This window comes from Agromyces solani, from assembly GCF_058349925.1.
Window position 1 is genome coordinate 96995 of record NZ_JBYRER010000003.1, and the last position, 19555, is coordinate 116549.

The following is a 19555-nucleotide window of genomic DNA, read 5'->3' on the forward strand; positions in this document are numbered from 1 at the left end:
CCTGAAGCCATGCCAACGCAGACGACGACGTCGGCGGTGGCGGCCACCGCCGCCCCGCCCGCCCCGACCCGGCTCCGCAACTTCATCGCGGGCGAGCCCGTCGACGGCGTGCGCGGCTTCGACAAGACGAACCCGGTCGACGGGTCGCTCATCGCGGTCGTGCACGAGGCGGGCGCCGACGAGGTCGACCGCGCGGTCGCCGCGGCCCGCACCGCCCTCGACGGCCCGTGGGGCCGCATGTCGGTCGCCGACCGCGCCCGCCTGCTGCGCCGTGTCGCCGACGTCATCGACCGCCGCGCCGATGAGCTCGTCGCCGCCGAGATCGGCGACACCGGCAAGCCCGAGACCCTCGCCCGCGACCTCGACGTCGCCCGGGCCTCGGCGAACTTCCGCGCCGCGGCCGACACGGTGTCGTCGGCGGGTCTCGACTCGTACCTGACCGAGATGCCCGACGGGCGCCGCGCGCTCAACTACGCGGTGCGGAAGCCCCTCGGCGTGGTCGCCGTGATCGTGCCGTGGAACCTCCCGCTGCTGCTGCTCACGTGGAAGCTCGCCCCCGCCCTCGCCGCCGGCAACACCGTCGTCGTGAAGCCCTCCGAGGAGACGCCGTCGTCGGCGACCCTGCTCGCCGAGATCCTCGTCGAAGCGGGCGTGCCGGCCGGCGTCGTGAACGTCGTGCACGGCTTCGGCACCCGGTCGGCCGGCGAGCTCCTGACGAGGCATCCGGGCATCGACGGTGTGACGTTCACGGGCGAGTCGTCGACCGGCTCGGCGATCATGCGGGCCGTCGCGCCGCGCGTGCGGCCGGTGTCGTTCGAGCTCGGCGGCAAGAACGCGGCCGTCGTGTTCGCCGACGCCGACCTCGACGCGGCGATCGCGGGCCTCGCCCGCTCGACCTACCTCAACACCGGCCAGGTCTGCCTCTGCACCGAGCGCATCTACGTCGAGCGGTCGGTCTTCGCCGACGTGGCGGCGGGCCTCGCCGAGCAGGCCGCCCGCCTCCGGCTCGGCCGCCCCGAGGACCCGGCGACGACGACGGGCCCCCTCATCTCGCAGGCGCACCGCGACAAGGTGCTCGCCCACTTCGAGCTCGCCCGCGAGGAGGGCGCCACCGTGCTCGCGGGCGGCGGCGTGCCGAGCCTCGGCGGCGACCTCGACGGCGGCTCGTGGATCGAGCCGACCCTCTGGACCGGCCTCGACAACGCGCACCGCACGATGCGGGAGGAGATCTTCGGACCGGTCGCCGCGCTCGTGCCCTTCGACACCGAGGACGAAGCCGTCGCCCTCGCGAACGACACCGACTACGGGCTCGCCGCCGTCACCTGGACGAGCGACCTCACTCGCGGCCACCGCGTCGCGCAGCGCATGCGCGTGGGCATGTCGTGGGTGAACACCTGGTACCTGCGCGACCTGCGCAGCCCCTTCGGCGGCGTCGGCCTCTCGGGCGTCGGCCGCGAGGGCGGCCGCCACTCGCTCGACTTCTACACCGAGCCGACGAACGTGTGCGTGCAACTGTGAGCGGGCAGGCGACGCCCGCCCGGCCGGGCGATGAACACGGGGCGGATGCCTCGGGCGCGACCTCGACGGCGGATGCCTCGTGGCGGGCCGCCGACGAACGCCTCCGCGGCGCCGCGCTGACGGGCGTCGCGTGCGCGCCCGTGCGCGAGCTCATCGGTGAGACCGACCAGGACGCCGCATACGCGGTGCAGTCGCTCGGCATCGACCGGCGGATCGCCGAGGGCCGCCGCATCGTCGGCCGCAAGATCGGGCTCACCTCACCGGCCGTGCAGGCGCAGTTCGGTGTGTACACCCCCGACTACGGCGTGCTGCTCGACGACATGGTCGTCGCGGACCGCGAGCCCGTCGACCTCGGGCGCTTCCTGCAGCCGCGCGTCGAGGCCGAGGTCGCGTTCGTGCTCGGCCGAGACCTCGACTCCCCCACGACGCACGTCGCCGACGTCATCCGCGCGACCGACTTCGTGCTGCCCGCGATCGAGGTCGTCGATTCGCGCATCGCGGGCTGGGACATCCGCATCACCGACACGATCGCCGACAACGCCTCGAGCGGGGCGGTCGTGCTCGGCACGACCCCGCACCGGCTCGACGGGCTCGACCTCGCAGGCGTCGGCATGCGGCTCGACCATCGGGGCGATCCCGTCTCGACCGGTTCGGGTGCCGCCTGCCTCGGCAATCCCGTCATCGCCCTCGCGTGGCTCGCCCGCGCGGTCGCACGCCACGGCCGACCGCTTCGGGCCGGCGAGGTCATCCTCTCGGGCGCGCTCGGCCCCATGGTCGCGGCGACGGAGGGCGTCTTCCACGCCCGGCTCGCCGGGCTCGGCGAGGTTCGCGCCGACTTCGTCCCCGCCGTGACCGGCGAATCCACCTCCCCCACGGAAGGAGCCGCGGCATGACCACCGGCGTCGCCATCATCGGGTCGGGCAACATCGGCACCGACCTGCTCATCAAGGTCAAGCGGCTCTCGCAGACCCTGCACGTCGTCGCGATGGCCGGCATCGACCCCGACTCCGACGGGCTCGCCCGCGCGCGCCGGCTCGGCGTCGCGACGACCCACGAGGGCGTCGACGGCCTCGTCGCGATGCCCGAGTTCGCGGACGTCGAGCTCGTCTTCGACGCGACGAGCGCGGGCGCGCACGCCCGCAATGACGCGCTGGTGCGCGACGCGGGCCGTGTCATGGTCGACCTCACGCCCGCCGCCATCGGCCCCTACGTCGTGCCGGTCGTGAACCTCGGCGAGCACCTCGACGCTGCGAACGTCAACATGGTGACGTGCGGCGGCCAGGCGACCGTGCCGATGGTCGCTGCGGTCTCGCGCGTCGCGCCAGTGGCGTACGCCGAGATCGTCGCCTCGATCTCGTCGCGCTCGGCGGGCCCCGGCACCCGGGCGAACATCGACGAGTTCACGCAGACCACCGCCCGCGCCATCGAGGTCATCGGCGGCGCCGAGCGCGGCAAGGCCATCATCGTGCTGAACCCGGCCGAGCCGCCGCTCATCATGCGCGACACCGTCTACTGCCTGGTCGAGGGCGAGCCCGGCTCGCTCGACGAGCACGCCGTGCGCGCCTCGGTCGATGCGATGGTCGCCGAGGTGCAGGGTTACGTCGGCGGCTACCGGCTCAAGCAGCAGGTGCAGTTCGACCCGGTCGACGAGCCCTACGTGCCCGCGCTCGACCGGCCGTTCCGCGGTACGCGCGTCACCGTGCTGCTCGAGGTCGCCGGTGCCGGACACTACCTGCCCGAGTACGCGGGAAACCTCGACATCATGACCTCGGCGGCGCTCCGCACCGCCGAGCGACTCATCGCCGAACGCGCGACCGCCGAGCCCGCGACCGCCGAGCCCCAGGGAGCGACCGCATGACCGCCACCGCAGAGACCTCCGCCGCGCCATCCCCCGCCGGCCCGAAGATCTACGTGCAGGACGTCACCCTGCGCGACGGCATGCACGCGATGGCGCACCGCTACACGCTCGACCAGGTGCGCGATATCTCACGCGCCCTCGAGGCCGCGGGCGTCGACGCGATCGAGGTCGCGCACGGCGACGGCCTCGGCGGCTCGAGCGTCGCCTACGGACAGGGCGCGCACACCGACTGGCAGTGGATCGAGGCGGTGGCCTCGGTGCTCGAGCACGCGAAGCTCACGACCCTCATCCTGCCGGGCATCGGCACGATCGACGACCTCGCCAGGGCGCGCGACCTCGGCGTCGCGAGCGTGCGCGTCGCGACGCACTGCACCGAGGCCGACGTCGCCGCGCAGCACATCGGCTGGGCGCGCGAGCACGGCATGGACGTGTCGGGCTTCCTCATGATGAGCCACATGAACTCCCCCGAGGGCCTCGCTGCGCAGGCGAAGCTCATGGAGTCGTACGGCGCGCACTGCGTCTACGTCACCGACTCGGGCGGCCGGCTCACGATGCGGGATGTCGCGGCGCGCGTCGACGCGTATCGCGAGGTGCTCGCGCCCGAGACGCAGATCGGCATCCACGCCCACGAGAACCTCTCGCTGAGCGTCGCGAACGGCGTGACCGCCGTCGAGCACGGCGCCTACCGCGTCGACGCGTCGCTCGCGGGGCAGGGCGCGGGGGCCGGCAACTGCCCCATCGAGGCGTTCGTCGCCGTCGCCGACCTCCTCGGCCTCGAGCACGGCTGCGACCTGTTCACCCTGCAGGATGCCGCGGAGGAACTCGTCCGTCCCCTCCAGCGCCGGCCCGTCCGGGTCGACCGCGAGACGCTCACGCTCGGCTACGCGGGCGTGTACTCGAGCTTCCTGCTGCACGCCGAACGGGCCGCCGAGCGGCACGGGCTCGATGCCCGCGACATCCTCGTCGAGCTCGGCGAGCGCCGCATGGTCGGCGGCCAGGAGGACATGATCGTCGACGTCGCGCTCGATCTCGTCGAGGGACGCGCCGCGGCCGCCGGAGGTGCGGCATGACCGCCGCCGCCGTCTTCGCGGCGGCCCTCGACCGGGCGCAGCGCACCGCCTCGCCCACGACGCAGCTCGCCGCCGACGCCTCGATCGGCCTCGATGCCGCGTACGCGACGCAGCACGCGCTCATCGCCCGCCGGGTCGCCCGCGGCGAGCGCATCGCCGGCCTCAAGCTCGGCTTCACCTCGCGCGCCAAGGCGCAGCAGATGGGCGTCGACGACGTCATCATCGGCACGGTCACCGACGCCATGCGGCTCGACGACGGCGGGGTCTTCGACGTGACGACGGCGATCCACCCGCGCATCGAGCCCGAGGTCGCGTTCCTCCTCGGCGACGACCTCGACGACCCGGGGCTGCGCGCAGCCGACGCGCTCGGCGCCGTCGCCGGGGTCGCGCCGGCACTCGAGATCATCGACTCGCGCTACCGCGACTTCACGTTCAGCCTCGACGACGTCGTCGCCGACAACGCGTCGGCCGCGGCGTTCGCGGTCGGGCCGTGGCGGTCGCCCGCCGACGTCGGCCCGCTCGCCAACCGGGCCGTGCGACTCGAGATCGACGGACGGCTCGCCCAGGCCGGATCGACCGCCGCGATCCTCGGCGACCCCTGCCGGTCGCTCGACGCCGCGCTGCGGCTCGCGCGTGCCCACGGCTTCGCACTGCGCGCCGGCATGGTCCTGCTCGCGGGCGCCGCGACCGTCGCGGTGCCGCTGCCCGCCCGGGGCATCGTCACCGCCTGCGTCGCCGGGCTCGGCGAGGTGTCGGTGCGCACCGGCGGCGGCTCCGTGGCAGCCTCGAACGGGCACGGGGGTGCGCGATGACCGACGCCCGAGGCATCCTCGTCGCCGGCAAGGCGACCCCGCGCGGCCGGTTCCCGCACGCCCACGTCTCTGGCGACCTCGTCTTCGTGTCGGGCACGTCGAGCCGCAGGCCCGACCACACGATCGCGGGTGCCGACGCCGACGAGTTCGGCGCGACGAGGCTCGACATCGCCGTGCAGACGCGCGCGGTCATCGAGAACATCCGCGCGATCCTGGCCGAGGCCGGCTGCGGGCTCGCCGATCTCGTGCAGGCGACGAGCTACCTCGTCGACATGAACGACTTCGCCGGGTACAACGCGGTGTGGGCCGAGTACTTCGACGAAGGCGGGCCCGCGCGCACGACCGTCGCCGTGCACCAGCTGCCGCACCCCCACCTGCGCATCGAGATCCAGGCGGTCGCGCGGCGGCCGGCCGAGGCATCCGACTCGCCCGAGGCATCCGAGACCCGAACCGTTCCCAGCACCGCCACTCTCGAGGAGGAGAAATGAGCAACATCCGCCCCTTCACCGTTCCGCCGGTCATCGACTTCCCGGCGTGGATCAAGGAGCACGAGCACCTGCTGCAGCCCCCGGTCAACAACAAGCAGGCGTTCATCCCGATGAACGACTTCATCGTGCAGGTCGTCGGCGGGCCGAACCAGCGCACCGACTTCCACTTCGACCCGTACGAGGAGTGGTTCTACCAGTACCGCGGCAACATGCACGTCAACATCCAGACGGAGGACGGGCCGAAGCGCATCGACATCCGCGAGGGCGAGATGTGGCTGCTGCCCGGCAACGTGTACCACTCGCCGCAGCGCCCGGAGGCCGGCTCGATCGGCATCGTCATCGAGCGCATCCGCGAGGAGGGCACGCTCGAGAAGTTCGCGTGGTTCTGCCCGAACTGCAACGAGAAGGTGCACGAGGTCGAGCTGCAGGTGCGCGACATCGTCGAGGACCTGCCGCCCGTATTCCGCGAGTTCTACGAGAGCGAAGAGGGTCGGACGTGCCCGAAGTGCGGCACCGTCCACCCCGGCAAGGGCTGAACCCGTTGGGCACGATCGACGTCCACACGCACTTCGTGCCGCACGCCTGGCCCGACCTCGCCGCCGAGGTCGGGCCCGGTGTCTGGCCGACGCTGCGGGTGGACTCCGAGCGCGAGGCGATGATCATGCTCGGCTCGAGCGAGTTCCGCGCCGTCGACGAGCGGTGCTGGAACGCCGAGGCGCGCCTCGCCGACATGGACGCCGACGGCGTCGAGCTGCAGGTCGTCTCGCCGACCCCGCTGTTCTTCTCGTACACGGCGGCGGCCGACGAGGCCGCGAAGGTGGCGCGCATCTTCAACGACCTCGCCCTCGAGCTGTGCGCGCAGGCGCCCGACCGGCTCGTGCCGTTCGCGCAGGTGCCGCTGCAGAGCACCGACGCCGCGTGCGCCGAGGCGTCGCGCGCGATCGCGAGCGGGCACGCAGGCATCGAGATCGGCAACCACGTCGGCGACCGCGACCTCGACGACGAGGGCATCGTCACGTTCCTGCAGCATTGCGCGTCCGAGGGGATCCCCGTCTTCGTGCACCCGTGGGACATGCCGACCTCGCCGCGCCTCGACCGCTGGATGGCGCGCTGGCTCGCCGGCATGCCCGCCGAGACCCATCTGTCGATCATCGCGATGATCCTCGGCGGCGTCTTCGACCGGGTGCCGGCGTCACTGCGCATCGCGTTCGCCCACGGCGGCGGGTCGTTCGCGTTCTGGCTCGGCCGGTTCGAGAACGCCTGGCATCAGCGGCGCGACCTCATCGGCGTCAGCGAGCGGCCGCCGTCGGCGTACCTCGACCGGTTCAGCGTCGACTCCGTCGTGTTCGACCCGGCCGCGCTGCGGCTGCTCGTCGACACGCTGGGCGTCGACCAGGTCATGGTCGGCAGCGACTATCCCTACCCGCTCGGTGAACGCCCCGTCGGGGCGGTCGTCGACCGCGCCGGGTTCCTCACGCCCGACCAGGCCGAGGCGATCCGGCGCGGCAACGCGCTGCGGTTCCTGGGGCGCTGAGCCGCCCGGCGCCCTCACGCCGCGCGTCTCACCCCGCACGCCGCACGTCTCACCCCGAACGTCTCACCGAAAGTGCACTCGTCGCCCGAGTCCCGGCGACAAGTGCACGCTCGGGTGCACGACACCACAACCCGCACCCCGCCATCGAACCACCACCATCACCACGGAGCGCGCCATGAGCCTCGCGACACCAACCCAGCACTCGATCGACCGCGCGACGTGCGCCGCCCTCGACGCCGCCGACCCGCTCGCGGCATTCCGCGAGCGATTCGACCTGCCCGAGGGCGTCGTCTACCTCGACGGCAACTCGCTCGGCGCGCTGCCCCGGTCGACGCCGGCGCACCTCGAGCGGGTGATCCGCGAGGAGTGGGGCACCGGCCTCATCCGCAGCTGGAACGACGCCGGCTGGTTCGACAAGCCGCGCACGCTCGGCGACCGCATCGCGCCGCTCATCGGCGGGGCGCCCGGCGAGGTCGTGCTCGGCGACTCGACCTCGGCGAGCCTGTTCCAGGCCGCGGTCGCGGCCGCGCGGCTGCGGCCCGAGCGGCGGGTGATCGTGTCGGAGCGCGGCAGCTTCCCGACCGACCTGTACATCCTCGAGAGCGTGCAGGAGCTCGCGGGCGGGGCGGCGGGCGCGCCGCTCGAACGCCGGCTCATCGACGAGGAGGCCGACCTCGACGCGGTGCTCGGCGACGACGTCGCGGTCGTCGTGCTCACGCACGTGAACTACCGCACGGGCCGCATGTACGACATGGGCGAGGTCACCCGGCGCGTGCACCAGGCCGGCGCCCTCATGGTGTGGGACCTCTGCCATTCGGTCGGCGCCGTGCCGGTCGACCTCGGTGCCGCCGACGCCGACTTCGCGATCGGCTGCACGTACAAGTACCTCAACGGCGGACCGGGCTCGCCGTCGTTCATCTGGGTCGCCGCGCGGCACCAGGCTGCGGCCCGGCCGGCGCTCACGGGCTGGCACGGGCACGCGCGGCCGTTCGATTTCGGCCTCGACTACGCGCCGGCCGACGGCATCACCCGATTCCGGGTCGGCACGCCGCAGCTGCTCTCGGTCGCGGGGCTCGAGGCGAGCCTCGAGGTGTGGGCCGATGTCGATATGGATCTGCTGCGCGAGAAGAGCCTGCGCCTCACCGAACTGTTCATCTCGCTCGTCGACACGCGACTCGCGCCGTGGGGCGTCGAGGTGGTCACCCCGCGGCAGTCGGCACGGCGCGGCAGCCAGGTCGCGCTGCGGTTCGGCGGTGCGCGGCGCGAAGCGCAGGGGGTCGACGCGGCGGACGTGCCCGAGCGCGGCGAGCAGCCCGAGGCATCCGGCCTGCCCGAGGCGGCCGACGGCTACGCGGTCATGCAGGCGATCATCGAGCGCGGCGTGATCGGCGACTTCCGTGCCCCCGACCTCATGCGGTTCGGGTTCGCCCCGCTCTACGTGTCGCACGCCGACGTCTGGGACGCGGTCGCCGTGCTCGAGGACGTGCTCGCGAGCGGGACCTGGCGCGAACCGCGGTTCGCGCGCCGCGGCGCGGTCACCTGACCCGTCGGGTCGCCCCGGCTACAGGCACTTCCGGCCACACGCCGGCGCGGAGCCCGATCGTGCCGGCGTGTCGCACGCTTCTGCCTGTGGAGCGGGCTCGGCGCCGAGGCATCCCAGCCGTACCGACCGCACCGTCATCGAGCCTGCACTCCCCGCCGCTCGGCCGGGCGACGACTGCACTCTCGCGGCGGCGGCGCCGCACCGCTCGGCGGCCCGCGTCACACGAGGCGGATGCCTCGGTGCCGATGTGTACACTCGGGGCATGATGTTCGCCGGCGTGTACACCGCGCCGGTCGGGTAACCCCGGCGGCCGTGTGGGCGCCGGAGCCGAGTCGAGACCCCGAGGCCACCGCATGAAGCCGACCGTGCAGACACTGCTCGCCCGTCCGGAACTCGGCCTCGGCCTCCTCACCCCGATCGAGGCGCTGCCCGACGGCGCGCTCGACGCCCCGGTCGTGTGGGCGCACAGCTCCGACCTCGCCGACCCGACCCCGTTCCTCGACGCGGGGCACGTGCTCCTCACGACCGGCACCCAGTTCGCGGAGGGCGTCGTGGGCGACGAACCCGGCGACGCGGGCTTCGCCGAGGCCTACGTCGCGCGGCTGCGCGAGACCGGCATCGCCGCGCTGGGCTTCGGCACCGAGGTCATCCGCGCCGGCACGCCCGAGGCGCTCATCGCCGCGTGCACCGCACAGGGCCTTCCCCTCTTCGAGGTGCCGTACCGGGTGCCGTTCATCGCGATCGCCCGTACCGTCGCCGACCTCATCGCCGAGGACGCCTACGCGCGCCAAGCCTGGGCGCTCGCCGCGCAACGCGCGATCTCGCTCGCCGCGCTGCGGCCGGACGGGCTCTCGGCGACCCTCGCCGAGCTCTCGAACCGGCTCGGCGCCTGGGTCGGGCTCATCGACGCGACCGGCACGCTCGATCGCGAGGCCCCCGCCGACGGACTCCCCCAGCCGGCCCTCGGCGAGGTCGTCGGCGAGGCTCGCTCGATGATCCGGCGCGGCCAGCGCGCGAGTCGCACCCTCGTCGCCGGCGAGTCGACCGGCGCGCCGCAGCGCATGACGCTGCAGACGCTCGGCGGCGGCGGCGCGCTGCGCGGCGTGCTCGCGATCGGCGACTCCGCCGAGCTCGATGCGGCCGGCCGCGAGGTCGTGAACTCGGTCATCGCCCTCGCCGGGCTCGCGCTCGAACAGAACCGCGACCTCGACCGGGCACGCGGCCACCTGCGATCGGGACTGCTGCGAGGCATCCTCGACGGCGACACCGCGCTCGCCGAGCGCGTGTCGGCCGAGATGTGGGGGCCGCTCCCCGAGGCCCCGGTGCGGGTGGTCGTGACGGATGCCCCGGCCCAGGTCGACCGCCTCACCGAGCTGCTCGAACTGCGCGTCGAGGAGCGCGGCGGGCGTCTGTTCTTCGGACGCGACGACGAGCGGTTCGTGGTCATCGTCGAGGAGGCCGACACCACCCTCGCCGAGGAGCTCGCGACCGAGTTCGAAGTGCCCGTCGGCGTGTCCGACCCGGTCGCCGACGCGGGCGTGCCGCAAGCGCACGAACAGGCCCTGCGGGCGCTCGACCGGGCACGCGAGAGCGGCGCCGGGGTCGTGAACTTCGACGAGATCAGCCGGCAGGGCGTGCTCGCATTCCTCGCGCGCACCGATGCCCGGGCGGTCGCGCTCGCGACCCTCGCCCCGCTCACCGAGCACGACGCCGCCAACGGCACGACGCTCGTCGAGACGACGCGCACGTGGCTCGAGCACGGCGGCCAGTTCGACGCCACCGCGCAGGAGCTCGGCGTGCACCGGCACACGGTGCGCAGCCGCATCGCGCTCGCCGAGCGGCTGCTCGGGCGCGACCTCTCGGGCTTCCACGCGCGCGCCGACCTCTGGGCCGCGCTGCTCGCGGTCGAATAGGCGGCGGGCGCAGGCTCGGCTCGGGTTCGTCCCCGATCGGGCAGGGCGAGTGCGGCTCGGCTCAGGCTCCGCCACGATCGAGGGGCCGAACGTGGCCCGCTCGCGCCTCGCGAGCGCGCCGAGATCGCCCACTCGACGTTCGGGGTCGCAGACGAACTCGCCGCCGGCCGACGAGGCCGTCTGCGCGCCACGGCCCCGGAGATCGCCACGAGCTCGGACCCGTTCGGGTGGTTCGGTCCGAGATCGTGGCGATCTCCGAAGCCGCGGCGCGGCGGCGATGCGGCCGGGTCAGCCCGCCTGAGCCGCGATCAGGTCGCGGTACCAGGCGAACGAGTCCTTGCGCGTGCGCTCACCCGTCTCGAAGTCGACGTGCACGAGCCCGAACCGCTGGGTGTAGCCCTGCGCCCACTCGAAGTTGTCCATGAGCGACCAGACGAAGTAGCCCCGCACGTCGACGCCCTGCTCGATCGCGGCGGCGACCGCGCGCAGGTGCCCGTCGAGGTAGCCGATGCGCTCGCCGTCGCGCACGGCGCGGCCGCCGTCGCCGTCGGCGGGCACGACCTCGTCGACGTACGATGCGCCGTTCTCGGTGATGACGACGGGCGGCAGCGCGTCGCCGTAGTCGCGGTGGAGGCTCACCAGCAGCTCGGCGAACGCCTGGGGCACGACGGGCCAGTCGAACCCGGTCACCGGCGTGCCCTCGAGCGGAGCGACCGGCTCGAACGGCAGTCCCGCGAGCGCGAACTCCGACCCCTCGGCGGGCGCGGCGATGTACGTCGGGTTGTACGAGTTGACGCCGTAGAAGTCGAGCGGGGCCGAGATCACGTCGAGATCGCCCGCCTCGAGCCCCGGGAACGCGTCGAGCCCGAACGCCGACAGGTCGGGGTAGGCACCCGTCAGCACGGGATCGATGAAGATGCGGTTGTAGACGAGGTCGAAGGCCCCCGCGGCCATGAGGTCGGCGGGCTCGCTCGAGGCGGGCACGACGAGGGTGTGGTTGTTCGTGATGCCGACCTCGGCCGACGGCGCGGCCGCTCGGATCGCGGCGACGGCGAGCCCGTGCCCGAGCAACTGGTGGTGCACGGTCGGCAGGGCGCCGAGCATGAGCTGATGGCCGGGGGCCTGGGTGCCGAGCGCGTAACCCTCGAGGGTGGTCATCGCGGGCTCGTTGAGGGTGATCCAGCGGCCGACGCGATCGCCGAGCCGATCGAGCACAAGCCCGACGTAGTCGGCGAACCTCGACGCCGTGTCGCGCACGAGCCAGCCGCCCGCGTCCTCGAGCGGCTGCGGCAGGTCCCAGTGGTACAGCGTCGCGAGGGGCGCGATGCCCGCCTCGGCGAGCGCGTCGACGAACCGCTCGTAGTGGTCGAGCCCGGCCGCGTTCGCCGGCCCCGTGCCGCCGGGCTGCACCCGCGGCCACGAGATCGAGAACCGGTAGTCGGTCGCCCCGAGCTCGGCGAGCAGCGCGATGTCATCGCGATAGCGCCGGTAGCTGTCGGCGGCCACGAGCGCGTTCGAACCGTCGACCACGCGACCCGGTTCGGCCGTGAAGGTGTCCCAGATGCTCGGGCCGCGCCCGTCGGCGGTCGTAGATCCCTCGATCTGGAAGGCGGCGGTCGCCGCGCCCCACCGGAATCCCGACGGGAAACGCGGCGATTCCACCGCGCGTGCGCCCGAAGCATCCATCTGAACCTCGCTGTTCTCAGTACCACCGGAAAGGAACTGGGACGCTTGACCCAGTTCTGACACCCTACCCGGCGAATCCGCCCGGAGGAAGACCTTCCGCGGCCGCGCGCCTGCGGCGTAACCTGTAACCGTCGGAGGGGGTTGCGATGCAGGCCACGGTGGGCGAACGTCTCGTCATCCACGGGAAGCAGGTCGGCCAGCCCGGCCGGCACGGCGAGATCCTCGAGGTGCGCGGCGAGAACGGCGGGCCGCCCTACCTCGTGCGCTTCGACGACGGTCACGAGACGCTGCTGTACCCGGGTGCCGACTGCGAGCTCGAACGCGCATCCGAGTAGGCTCCGGTCGCGACATCCCCGCGCCCGTCGAGTCGCGGCAGGCGGGATGCCTCGCGCTCGCGCCGCGCTAGCGTGGAGGACATGTTCCACTCGTATGCGGCGATCGGCGACAGCTTCACGGAGGGCGTCGGCGACGAGCTGCCCGACGGCAGCGTGCGCGGTTGGGCCGACTTCGTGGCGCTCGGCCTCGCGAAGCACGCGCGCGAGCCGATCGGCTACGCGAACCTCGCGATCCGCGGCCGCAAGCTCGGCCCGATCATCGACGAGCAGCTCGGGGCCGCGATCGCGCTGAAGCCCGAACTCCTGAGCTTCAACGGCGGCGGCAACGACATGCTGCGCCCCCGCATGGACGAGCAGGTCACGGCGGCCAGGTTCCGCGACGCGATCCACCGCATCCGCGACGCCGGCATCCACGTGCTCATGCTGAGCGGTGCGAACCCGACCGACCACCTGCCGATGGGCAAGGTCTTCGACGCGCGCGGCGCCCGGCTCACCGCGGCGCTCGTCGACCTCGGCACGCTCGAGGGCGTGACCTTCGTCGACAACTTCAACGACCGGGCGCTCCGCGACATCCGATACTGGTCGCCCGACAAGCTGCACCTCAACGCCCTCGGCCACGCGCGCGTCGCGTCGAACGTGCTGACCGCGCTCGACGTGCCCGTGCCGCCCGAGTGGGGCGTCGCCGAGGTCGCGGCTGCGCCGCCCGGACCGCGCAGCCGCAACACGGCCGCGTACTACCGCGAGTTCGTGCTGCCGTGGATCGGGCGCCGGCTCACCGGCCGCTCGTCGGGCGACGGGCGGGTCGCGAAGCGCGCCACGCTCGAGGCGCTCGCGCCGAGTTGAGCGCTTCGCCGACGGGGCAGCGGCCTCGTCGGCCGTCGGCGCACGGGCAGATCCCAGCCCGCGAAAACGGACCATGGCCCCCGTATTGGGGCAGCCTCGGGGCGATCGCCCGATGAATTCGTGTGCATGAATGGAGGGGCACTCCCGCGGAGACGGCGGCCCCCGACACGCATCTGAGCGGTGAAGCACGCACGCGCGAGACGCATCCACCTCGATGAGGGCGGGTGCGTCGTCTCGTGAACCCACCCGATCAGAACGAGGAATCGATGAAGATGAACACCACGCGCGTCGCCCGCTGGACGGCCACCGCCGCCGTCGCCGCGCTCGCCATCGGCGCGACGGGACTTTCGGCCCAGGCCGCGTACGCGGCCGAGGAGCCGTCCTTCCCGCTGTACGACGAGGCCGACTCGCCCAACCCGCTCAACGTCACGAACGGGCTCGTGTTCTACAAGGCCGCCGACATGGGCTGGCAGGTCGACGTGCCGATCGCCGACGTCGAGTCGCTCGCGTACACCGTCGCCGAGGGCACCTCGTACGCGCCGGCGTTCCAGCTGATCACGAAGTCCGACCAGAAGTCCTACGCGCGAATCACGTGGGAGGCCTACCAGAACGGCGCCGATGCCGAGACCGGCGCCTACGTCGACCTCCAGGACGGCGAGTGGTGGTCGAACAAGATCACCGCCGGCCAGCCCGGCAGCCAGGCCGACCCGCAGCCGCTCTCGTTCTTCGAGGACGGCGGCGGCGCCGGCTGGACGAACGTCGTCGTCGGCGCGATCGCCCTCCACCAGGGCACGACGACCGAGAGCACGAGCACGGTGACGTCGCTCTCGTTCAACGGCACCGGCGTCCCGCTCGGCACCGCGGACGCCACGGCGTTCGACCAGGCCGACATCGACGCCGCGACCGCGCCGCTCGACGACCAGATCGAGTCGCTGACCGCGTCCGGCCTCGAGAAGGACGCGCAGATCGCCGACCTGCAGGGCCGGCTCGACGACGCGAACGCCCAGCTCGACGAGGTGAAGGCCGACCTTGCCGAGGTCTCGGCGGACCTGATCCCGGTGCAGAACCAGGTCATCGACCTCCTGCTGAAGAACCTCGCCCTGCAGAGCGAGGTCACCTCGCTCAAGGGCCAGATCAGCACGCTCAAGGCGCAGGTCGCCTCGCTCACGAACTACAAGAACACGCACCACACGGCGGACGGCACGTACATCGGCTGGTCGCGTGCGCTGCTCTCGTCGGACCCGGTCGCGGGCAAGACCGTCGGCGTGACGAAGCTCGGCACGCTCGCCACGGCGACCTCGGTGAAGTACCAGTGGTACCTCGGCGGCAAGGCCGTCTCGGGTGCGACGAAGTCGACCTACCTGGTGCCGTCGACGGCGAAGGGCAAGTCGGTCTCGGTGAAGGTCTGGGGCACGACCAAGTACATCTCGTACTCGGTGCAGTCGAACACGATCAACGCGCGATAACCCGACGCAGTCGAACGGTGGGCGGTCCTTCGGGGCCGCCCACCGTCGTTTCCCCGGAACGACGCACCGGCGGGAGGAGTCCGCACGATCGGGAGGATGGTTCGGGCGGAACGACCTCCGATCGTGCGATCTCCGCCGATCCACGCGACGGCTCGGCCGGCCTACCCGCCGAGCACGTCGGCGACGAACGCCTTGGTGCGCCGCGCGAGTCCCTCGATGCGCTCGAGCTCATGGGCGCTCGGCAGCACCTCCGAGGGTGCCGGGGGGCGGCCGAGCCGCACCGTCTCCTGGCACGCGAGGTCGCTGCAGATGTAGGTGCCGACGCTGTCGCCGCGCTCACCCGCCTCGCCCGCGCGCCGCGCCGAGAACAACGCAACCTGATCGCCGGGCTGATGGGTGTGGCAGAGGTTGCACACGGCCGCACGATGGCGGGAGCCCGTGCGCGCGGACGCGCGGAGCACGACGCCGGCGACCTCGCCGTCGAGTTCCGTGACGAGGTAGCCCCGCTCGGCGATGCGCGGGTCGCGCCACGCGAACGCGTCGAGGTGCGCCCACTCGGCCACGAAGAACTTCACCGGCAACGACAACTGGGCGAGCTCCACCTGGCTGGCGTTGCCGAGCGCGGCCTTGACCTCGGACTCGACCAGTGGCTGCATCGGTCTCCCCTCGTGCGACTCCCCCAGTCTACGAACGGCTCATTCCCCGCGGTCCGACGACCACTCCTCGTACGTCATCCGGTTGTCCTCGGGCGGGTCGATCATGACGAGCTCCCACTCGACGCCCTCGGCGTCGGGCAGCCACGACACGATGACGACGTCGCGCTCGCCCGACCCGCCCGGCCGGTGCCCGCCGAGCTCCGTCGCCGCGTACTGCACCGCGATGCCGTGTTCGGCGAAGCGCTCGCGCGACGCGCACTCGCCGCGTTCGACGAGGTTCGTCCCGCCGATCGGGATCACCGAGAGGCAGACCTGGTCGGCGCCGTTGAGGTACACCCAGAACCCGCGACCGAACAGCTCGTCGAGCTTCCGCACGGTGTCGGCCTGGGCGCCGAGGGCGACGACGAGGCTCTCGTCCTCCGGCTCCTGCGGGCGGTCGAACACCGCGAGGCCGCGCGGCGGCGTGAGCGCCCCGACGAGCGCGCCGGCTCCTGCCGCGACGAACGCGCCGAGCACGCCCGCGATCGCGAGTGCGGCGGGCCATCGCGGTCGCCGCCGTGCGGACCCGGCCGTCGCCGCAGCGGAACCGCCCGCGCCGTCCGGCGCGTCGCCCGGATCGCCGGCGTTCGGCACCGACCCGGCGACGACCGCAGGCACTCCAGCGCCCGACCGCGGGGCTGCGTCATCGACCTCCGCGCGGGATGCCTCGGCGCGCCGCTCCTCGGCCCGCCGCGCGAGCTCCGCCTCGACCCGTTCGAGTTCGGTCGCGGCATCCGTCTCGTAGCCGCCCGGCGTGCCGTAGACGACGCGCCGAAGCACGTCGGCGCGCCCCTCGAGTTCAGCATCGTCGCCCGTCACGGGAGCCTCCGCTCCCGACGCTAGCCCCAGGCGAACGACGCGGCCAGCCCCCGTTGACGGGCGGCTCAGGCGAGGTCGAACACGGGGCGCGGACGGTCGTCGACGAGGGGGTGCCAGCCCTCGGGTCCGCGGTCGTACGCGTGCGCCGGCCCGTCGGCGACGAGCTTCGCGAGGGCGGCCAGGAACCGGTCGACGTCATCGGCCGTCGACCCGGCGCCGAGGCTCGCGCGCAGCCCGTTCGCGCGGCTGCCGACCCGGTCGAAGAACGGGTGGGCGCAGAACCGGCCGGCGCGCACGGAGATGCCGTGCTCGGCGCCGAGGGCGGCCGCGAGCAGGCCGACCGAGCCGTGCTCGAGCTCGATCGTGGCGATGCCGAGGCGGTCGTCGATGTCGTCGAACCCGCGCACGACGCGGATGCCGCGCTGCGCGGCGAGCCCCGCGTGCAGGCGGTCGGTGAGCGCGCGCTCGTGCGCCTCCCGGGCCGGCTCGCCGAGTCGCTCGAACTCGGTCAGCGCCCGCGCGATCGCGACGATGCCGACGACGTTCGGCGTGCCGGCCTCGTGGCGGGCGGCACCGTGCTTCCATTCGACGCCGTCGAGTCGAACGGTCTCGACGGCGCCGCCGCCCGCGAGATGGGCCGGCGCCGCATCGAGCCAGTCGGCGCGACCCACGAGGGCCCCGGCGCCGAACGGCGCGTAGGCCTTGTGACCCGAGAAGGCCAGATAGTCGATGCCGGATGCCTCGAGCGAGACCCGGCGGTGGGGCAGCAGTTGCGCCGCGTCGACGGCGATGCGGGCACCGTGCGCGTGAGCGAGCCGTGCGAGCCGGTCGATCGGCAGCACCTCGCCCGTGACATTCGACGCGCCCGTCACGGTGAGGAGCGCCGCCGGACATCGGGCGAGCTCGGCGTCGAGTGCGTCGAGGGTCGCGGCGATCGTCGGGCGGGCGACGACGACGCGGCGGGCGTCCTCGCGCCACGGGAGGAGGTTGGCGTGGTGCTCGAGGTCGAGCACGACCGTGTCGCCGGGCACCGCGGCGGCGAGCAGGTTGAGCGCGTCGGTCGTGTTGCGCGTGAAGACGACCTGGTCGTCGTCACGGGCGCCGACGTGGCGGGCGACGGTCGCGCGGGCGCTCTCGACGAGCGCGGTGGTCTGCTGCGAGGGGTAGCCGGTGCCGCGGTGCACGCTCGCGTAGTACGGCAGCACGCGGGCGACCTGCTCGGCGACGACGGTGAGCGCAGGTGCCGAGGCGGCGACGTCGAGGTTGACGTGCCGCACCGTGCGGCCGCCGAGCACGGGCACCTCGAGTCCGGCGTCGGCGAGCGGGGCGAGCGGGGCGAAGCCGTCGGGAAGCGCGGGTTCCGGGCCGGCCAGCATGCTCGCCGCCTCCGACGTGCGCGCGGGGCGGACGGCGGCCTGGTCGGTGGCGATCACTGGACTCTCCTCGGTGCGATGGTGGGTCGAGGCTACGAGCCGCCCGTGACCGCCTCAACCCTCGATGTCGCGGGCCGTCACGGCGCGCAACATTCGGACACATGGCTCGGTCAGATCATCCAGGCGTACGAGGGATCGACCGGACGATCGAGACGCGGCGCCCCCGAGAGGTGGACGTTCGCGGGCCGATCGATCCCGAGGTGCTCGCGCAGCGTCGTGCCCTCGTACTCGGTCGGGAACGCCCCGCGCCGCTGGAGTTCGGGCACGACCCCCAGTGCGAACGCCTCGAACTGCGCCGGCTGGATCGCGGAGAGGACGTTGAACCCGTCGACCGCTCCGGCGTCGGCCCACGCCTCGAACTCGGTCGCGATGTCGTCGGCCGTGCCCACGACCATCGACGCGTTCACCGATGCCGCAACGACGAGGTGCCTGAGCGTCGGCGGTCGCTCGCCGGAGGGGCTGCGACCCGTGCGTTCGGCGACGATCTCGACGAGCTCCTGACCGAGCTCGCTGAACTCCGCGACGAGCAGTGGCGTGACCCCGCGGTCGGGCGAGAGCCCCGACACGTCGACGCCGAGCAGCGTCGACAGCTGCGCGAGCGACCGGTTCGCGGGGAACGCGGCGGGCGGGCCGTCGGGCCAGTCCTCGGCGATCTGCACGAGCTCGCTCAGCTCGTCGGCGATCGTCTGCGCGTGCTCGCGCGTCTCGCCGACGATCGGGAGCACGGGCGCGATGACCTTGAGCGTGCGGTCGTCGCGACCCGACTCGAACGCGAGGGCCCGCAGCTCCTCGCGGACCTGCACGGCGTGGCCGAGGTCGCCGACCGCGACGAGCGCGACGTCGGCGTTCTGGGCGGCGAACAGCCTCGAGCGAGGCGACGTTCCGGCGTGCACGATCGGCAGATGCCCCTGCACCGGGCGGGTCACGTTGAGCGGGCCGCTCACGCTCAGGTGGTGTCCGTTGAAGTCGGTCGCGTGCAGCTTCGACGGGTCGAGGAACACGCCCGACGCGGCATCCGCGATGATGGTGTCGTCTTCGAACGAGTCCCACAGGCGGCGCAGCACGTGCTCGAACTCGACCGCGCGGTCGTAGCGCGACTCGCTGGCGGTGTGGAAGTCTCGCCCGTGGTTCGCGGCGGCGCGGGGCTCGGCCCCGGTGACGAGGTTGAGACCCGCCCGGCCGGCGCTCAGCAGGTCGAGCGACGCGGTCGCCCGCGCGAGCGTGTACGGGTCGGAGTAGCTCGTGTTCGCCGTCGCGATGAGTCCGATGCGCTCGGTGACGCCGGCGAGGTAGGTGACCGCCGAGAGCGGGTCGACGCGCGCGACGAGGTACGGGTCGCGGTACTCGAGGTCGTGCCCCGTCGCGAGCCAGTCGCCGAAGAAGAGGTAGTCGAGCCGGGCCCGCTCGGCGACCTCCGCCGCTCGGCGCAGCACCGCGGCATCCCCCCGCGGGTCGCGATGCGCCCCCGGATAGCGCCAGCCCGACGGGTACGCGCCGATCGCGCGCACCATGGCGCCGATGATGAGCCGTGTCATGTTCGAC

At 73.1% G+C, this 19555-nt stretch carries 18 protein-coding genes; 13 read left to right on the forward strand and 5 right to left on the reverse strand.

The genetic code is table 11. The features are described from left to right. Nucleotides 1–9: 9 nt before the first annotated feature. The 10 genes from AC3RJ7_RS12940 (at nt 10) to AC3RJ7_RS12985 (ending at nt 10736) form a co-directional block, all read left to right on the forward strand. Nucleotides 10–1518 (forward strand): 2-hydroxymuconic semialdehyde dehydrogenase, encoded by a 1509-nt coding sequence (locus AC3RJ7_RS12940; protein ID WP_491456264.1) that lies wholly within the window; start codon nt 10–12, stop codon nt 1516–1518. Then, a complete protein-coding gene (locus AC3RJ7_RS12945; RefSeq protein ID WP_491456265.1) occupies nt 1515–2411 on the forward strand; it encodes a 2-keto-4-pentenoate hydratase in 897 nt (298 codons plus the stop codon). Before AC3RJ7_RS12940 ends, AC3RJ7_RS12945 begins: the two co-directional genes overlap by 4 nt. Beyond that, the gene (locus AC3RJ7_RS12950) at nt 2408–3376 is read left to right on the forward strand and encodes an acetaldehyde dehydrogenase (acetylating) (protein WP_491456266.1); all 969 of its coding nucleotides are present in this window, start codon (nt 2408–2410) and stop codon (nt 3374–3376) included. Before AC3RJ7_RS12945 ends, AC3RJ7_RS12950 begins: the two co-directional genes overlap by 4 nt. Continuing rightward, nucleotides 3373–4446, forward strand: a complete 1074-nt coding sequence (gene dmpG / locus AC3RJ7_RS12955) for a 4-hydroxy-2-oxovalerate aldolase (protein ID WP_491456267.1) — start codon at nt 3373–3375, stop codon at nt 4444–4446. The genes AC3RJ7_RS12950 and dmpG overlap by 4 nt, the downstream gene beginning before the upstream one ends. Continuing rightward, on the forward strand, nt 4443–5258 hold the full coding sequence (locus AC3RJ7_RS12960; RefSeq protein ID WP_491456268.1) for a 2-keto-4-pentenoate hydratase: 816 nt from the start codon (nt 4443–4445) through the stop codon (nt 5256–5258). The genes dmpG and AC3RJ7_RS12960 overlap by 4 nt, the downstream gene beginning before the upstream one ends. After that, nucleotides 5255–5746: a RidA family protein gene (locus tag AC3RJ7_RS12965; RefSeq protein ID WP_491456269.1), complete on the forward strand. Its 492-nt coding sequence runs from the start codon at nt 5255–5257 to the stop codon at nt 5744–5746. The genes AC3RJ7_RS12960 and AC3RJ7_RS12965 overlap by 4 nt, the downstream gene beginning before the upstream one ends. Next, a complete protein-coding gene (locus tag AC3RJ7_RS12970) occupies nt 5743–6282 on the forward strand; it encodes a 3-hydroxyanthranilate 3,4-dioxygenase (protein ID WP_491456270.1) in 540 nt (179 codons plus the stop codon). The genes AC3RJ7_RS12965 and AC3RJ7_RS12970 overlap by 4 nt, the downstream gene beginning before the upstream one ends. Before the next feature lie 5 nt (nt 6283–6287). Continuing rightward, complete coding sequence (locus tag AC3RJ7_RS12975; RefSeq protein WP_491456271.1) at nt 6288–7280, forward strand: amidohydrolase family protein; 993 nt, start codon at nt 6288–6290, stop codon at nt 7278–7280. A 175-nt stretch (nt 7281–7455) separates the two neighbouring features. Beyond that, on the forward strand, nt 7456–8823 hold the full coding sequence (gene kynU, locus AC3RJ7_RS12980) for a kynureninase (RefSeq protein WP_491456272.1): 1368 nt from the start codon (nt 7456–7458) through the stop codon (nt 8821–8823). Nucleotides 8824–9176: 353 nt separating this feature from the next. After that, complete coding sequence (locus AC3RJ7_RS12985) at nt 9177–10736, forward strand: PucR family transcriptional regulator (RefSeq protein ID WP_491456273.1); 1560 nt, start codon at nt 9177–9179, stop codon at nt 10734–10736. 288 nt (nt 10737–11024) lie between these two features. Here AC3RJ7_RS12985 and AC3RJ7_RS12990 read toward each other — a convergent pair whose 3' ends face one another. Beyond that, nucleotides 11025–12398, reverse strand: a complete 1374-nt coding sequence (locus AC3RJ7_RS12990) for a GH1 family beta-glucosidase (RefSeq protein ID WP_491456274.1) — start codon at nt 12396–12398, stop codon at nt 11025–11027. Between the two features lie 170 nt (nt 12399–12568). On the opposite strand from AC3RJ7_RS12990, the gene AC3RJ7_RS12995 reads away from it, so the two are divergent. From AC3RJ7_RS12995 to AC3RJ7_RS13005, 3 genes are all read left to right on the forward strand, one after another. Then, nucleotides 12569–12757 carry a DUF1918 domain-containing protein gene (locus tag AC3RJ7_RS12995; protein ID WP_491456275.1) on the forward strand — a complete coding sequence of 63 codons (189 nt, stop codon included), beginning with the start codon at nt 12569–12571 and terminating at the stop codon, nt 12755–12757. Between the two features lie 81 nt (nt 12758–12838). Beyond that, complete coding sequence (locus AC3RJ7_RS13000) at nt 12839–13600, forward strand: SGNH/GDSL hydrolase family protein (RefSeq protein WP_491456276.1); 762 nt, start codon at nt 12839–12841, stop codon at nt 13598–13600. Nucleotides 13601–13866: 266 nt separating this feature from the next. Continuing rightward, the gene (locus AC3RJ7_RS13005) at nt 13867–15066 is read left to right on the forward strand and encodes a hypothetical protein (RefSeq protein ID WP_491456277.1); all 1200 of its coding nucleotides are present in this window, start codon (nt 13867–13869) and stop codon (nt 15064–15066) included. A gap of 161 nt (nt 15067–15227) precedes the next feature. On the opposite strand, the gene AC3RJ7_RS13010 is transcribed toward AC3RJ7_RS13005, so the two are convergent. From AC3RJ7_RS13010 to AC3RJ7_RS13025, 4 genes are all read right to left on the reverse strand, one after another. After that, the gene (locus AC3RJ7_RS13010; RefSeq protein WP_491456278.1) at nt 15228–15722 is read right to left on the reverse strand and encodes an FBP domain-containing protein; all 495 of its coding nucleotides are present in this window, start codon (nt 15720–15722) and stop codon (nt 15228–15230) included. Nucleotides 15723–15761: 39 nt separating this feature from the next. Then, entirely contained in the window at nt 15762–16580 is an 819-nt protein-coding gene (locus AC3RJ7_RS13015; protein ID WP_491456279.1) for a hypothetical protein, read from the reverse strand. Between the two features lie 65 nt (nt 16581–16645). Then, on the reverse strand, nt 16646–18013 hold the full coding sequence (locus AC3RJ7_RS13020) for an aminotransferase class V-fold PLP-dependent enzyme (RefSeq protein WP_491456280.1): 1368 nt from the start codon (nt 18011–18013) through the stop codon (nt 16646–16648). A 110-nt stretch (nt 18014–18123) separates the two neighbouring features. Further along, a complete protein-coding gene (locus AC3RJ7_RS13025) occupies nt 18124–19548 on the reverse strand; it encodes an NtaA/DmoA family FMN-dependent monooxygenase (RefSeq protein WP_491456281.1) in 1425 nt (474 codons plus the stop codon). Between the last annotated feature and the right edge of the window lie 7 nt (nt 19549–19555).

What these genes read in the sequence shown, in the direction of transcription:
- AC3RJ7_RS12940 (WP_491456264.1), top strand. Translation starts at nt 10, where the DNA reads ATGCCAACGCAGACGACGACGTCGGCGGTGGCGGCCACCGCCGCCCCG.
- AC3RJ7_RS12950 (WP_491456266.1), top strand. Translation starts at nt 2,408, where the DNA reads ATGACCACCGGCGTCGCCATCATCGGGTCGGGCAACATCGGCACCGAC.
- dmpG (WP_491456267.1), top strand. Translation starts at nt 3,373, where the DNA reads ATGACCGCCACCGCAGAGACCTCCGCCGCGCCATCCCCCGCCGGCCCG.
- AC3RJ7_RS12960 (WP_491456268.1), top strand. Translation starts at nt 4,443, where the DNA reads ATGACCGCCGCCGCCGTCTTCGCGGCGGCCCTCGACCGGGCGCAGCGC.
- AC3RJ7_RS12965 (WP_491456269.1), top strand. Translation starts at nt 5,255, where the DNA reads ATGACCGACGCCCGAGGCATCCTCGTCGCCGGCAAGGCGACCCCGCGC.
- AC3RJ7_RS12970 (WP_491456270.1), top strand. Translation starts at nt 5,743, where the DNA reads ATGAGCAACATCCGCCCCTTCACCGTTCCGCCGGTCATCGACTTCCCG.
- kynU (WP_491456272.1), top strand. Translation starts at nt 7,456, where the DNA reads ATGAGCCTCGCGACACCAACCCAGCACTCGATCGACCGCGCGACGTGC.
- AC3RJ7_RS12985 (WP_491456273.1), top strand. Translation starts at nt 9,177, where the DNA reads ATGAAGCCGACCGTGCAGACACTGCTCGCCCGTCCGGAACTCGGCCTC.
- AC3RJ7_RS12995 (WP_491456275.1), top strand. Translation starts at nt 12,569, where the DNA reads ATGCAGGCCACGGTGGGCGAACGTCTCGTCATCCACGGGAAGCAGGTC.
- AC3RJ7_RS13000 (WP_491456276.1), top strand. Translation starts at nt 12,839, where the DNA reads ATGTTCCACTCGTATGCGGCGATCGGCGACAGCTTCACGGAGGGCGTC.
- AC3RJ7_RS13005 (WP_491456277.1), top strand. Translation starts at nt 13,867, where the DNA reads ATGAAGATGAACACCACGCGCGTCGCCCGCTGGACGGCCACCGCCGCC.
- AC3RJ7_RS13010 (WP_491456278.1), bottom strand. Translation starts at nt 15,722, where the DNA reads ATGCAGCCACTGGTCGAGTCCGAGGTCAAGGCCGCGCTCGGCAACGCC.
- AC3RJ7_RS13025 (WP_491456281.1), bottom strand. Translation starts at nt 19,548, where the DNA reads ATGACACGGCTCATCATCGGCGCCATGGTGCGCGCGATCGGCGCGTAC.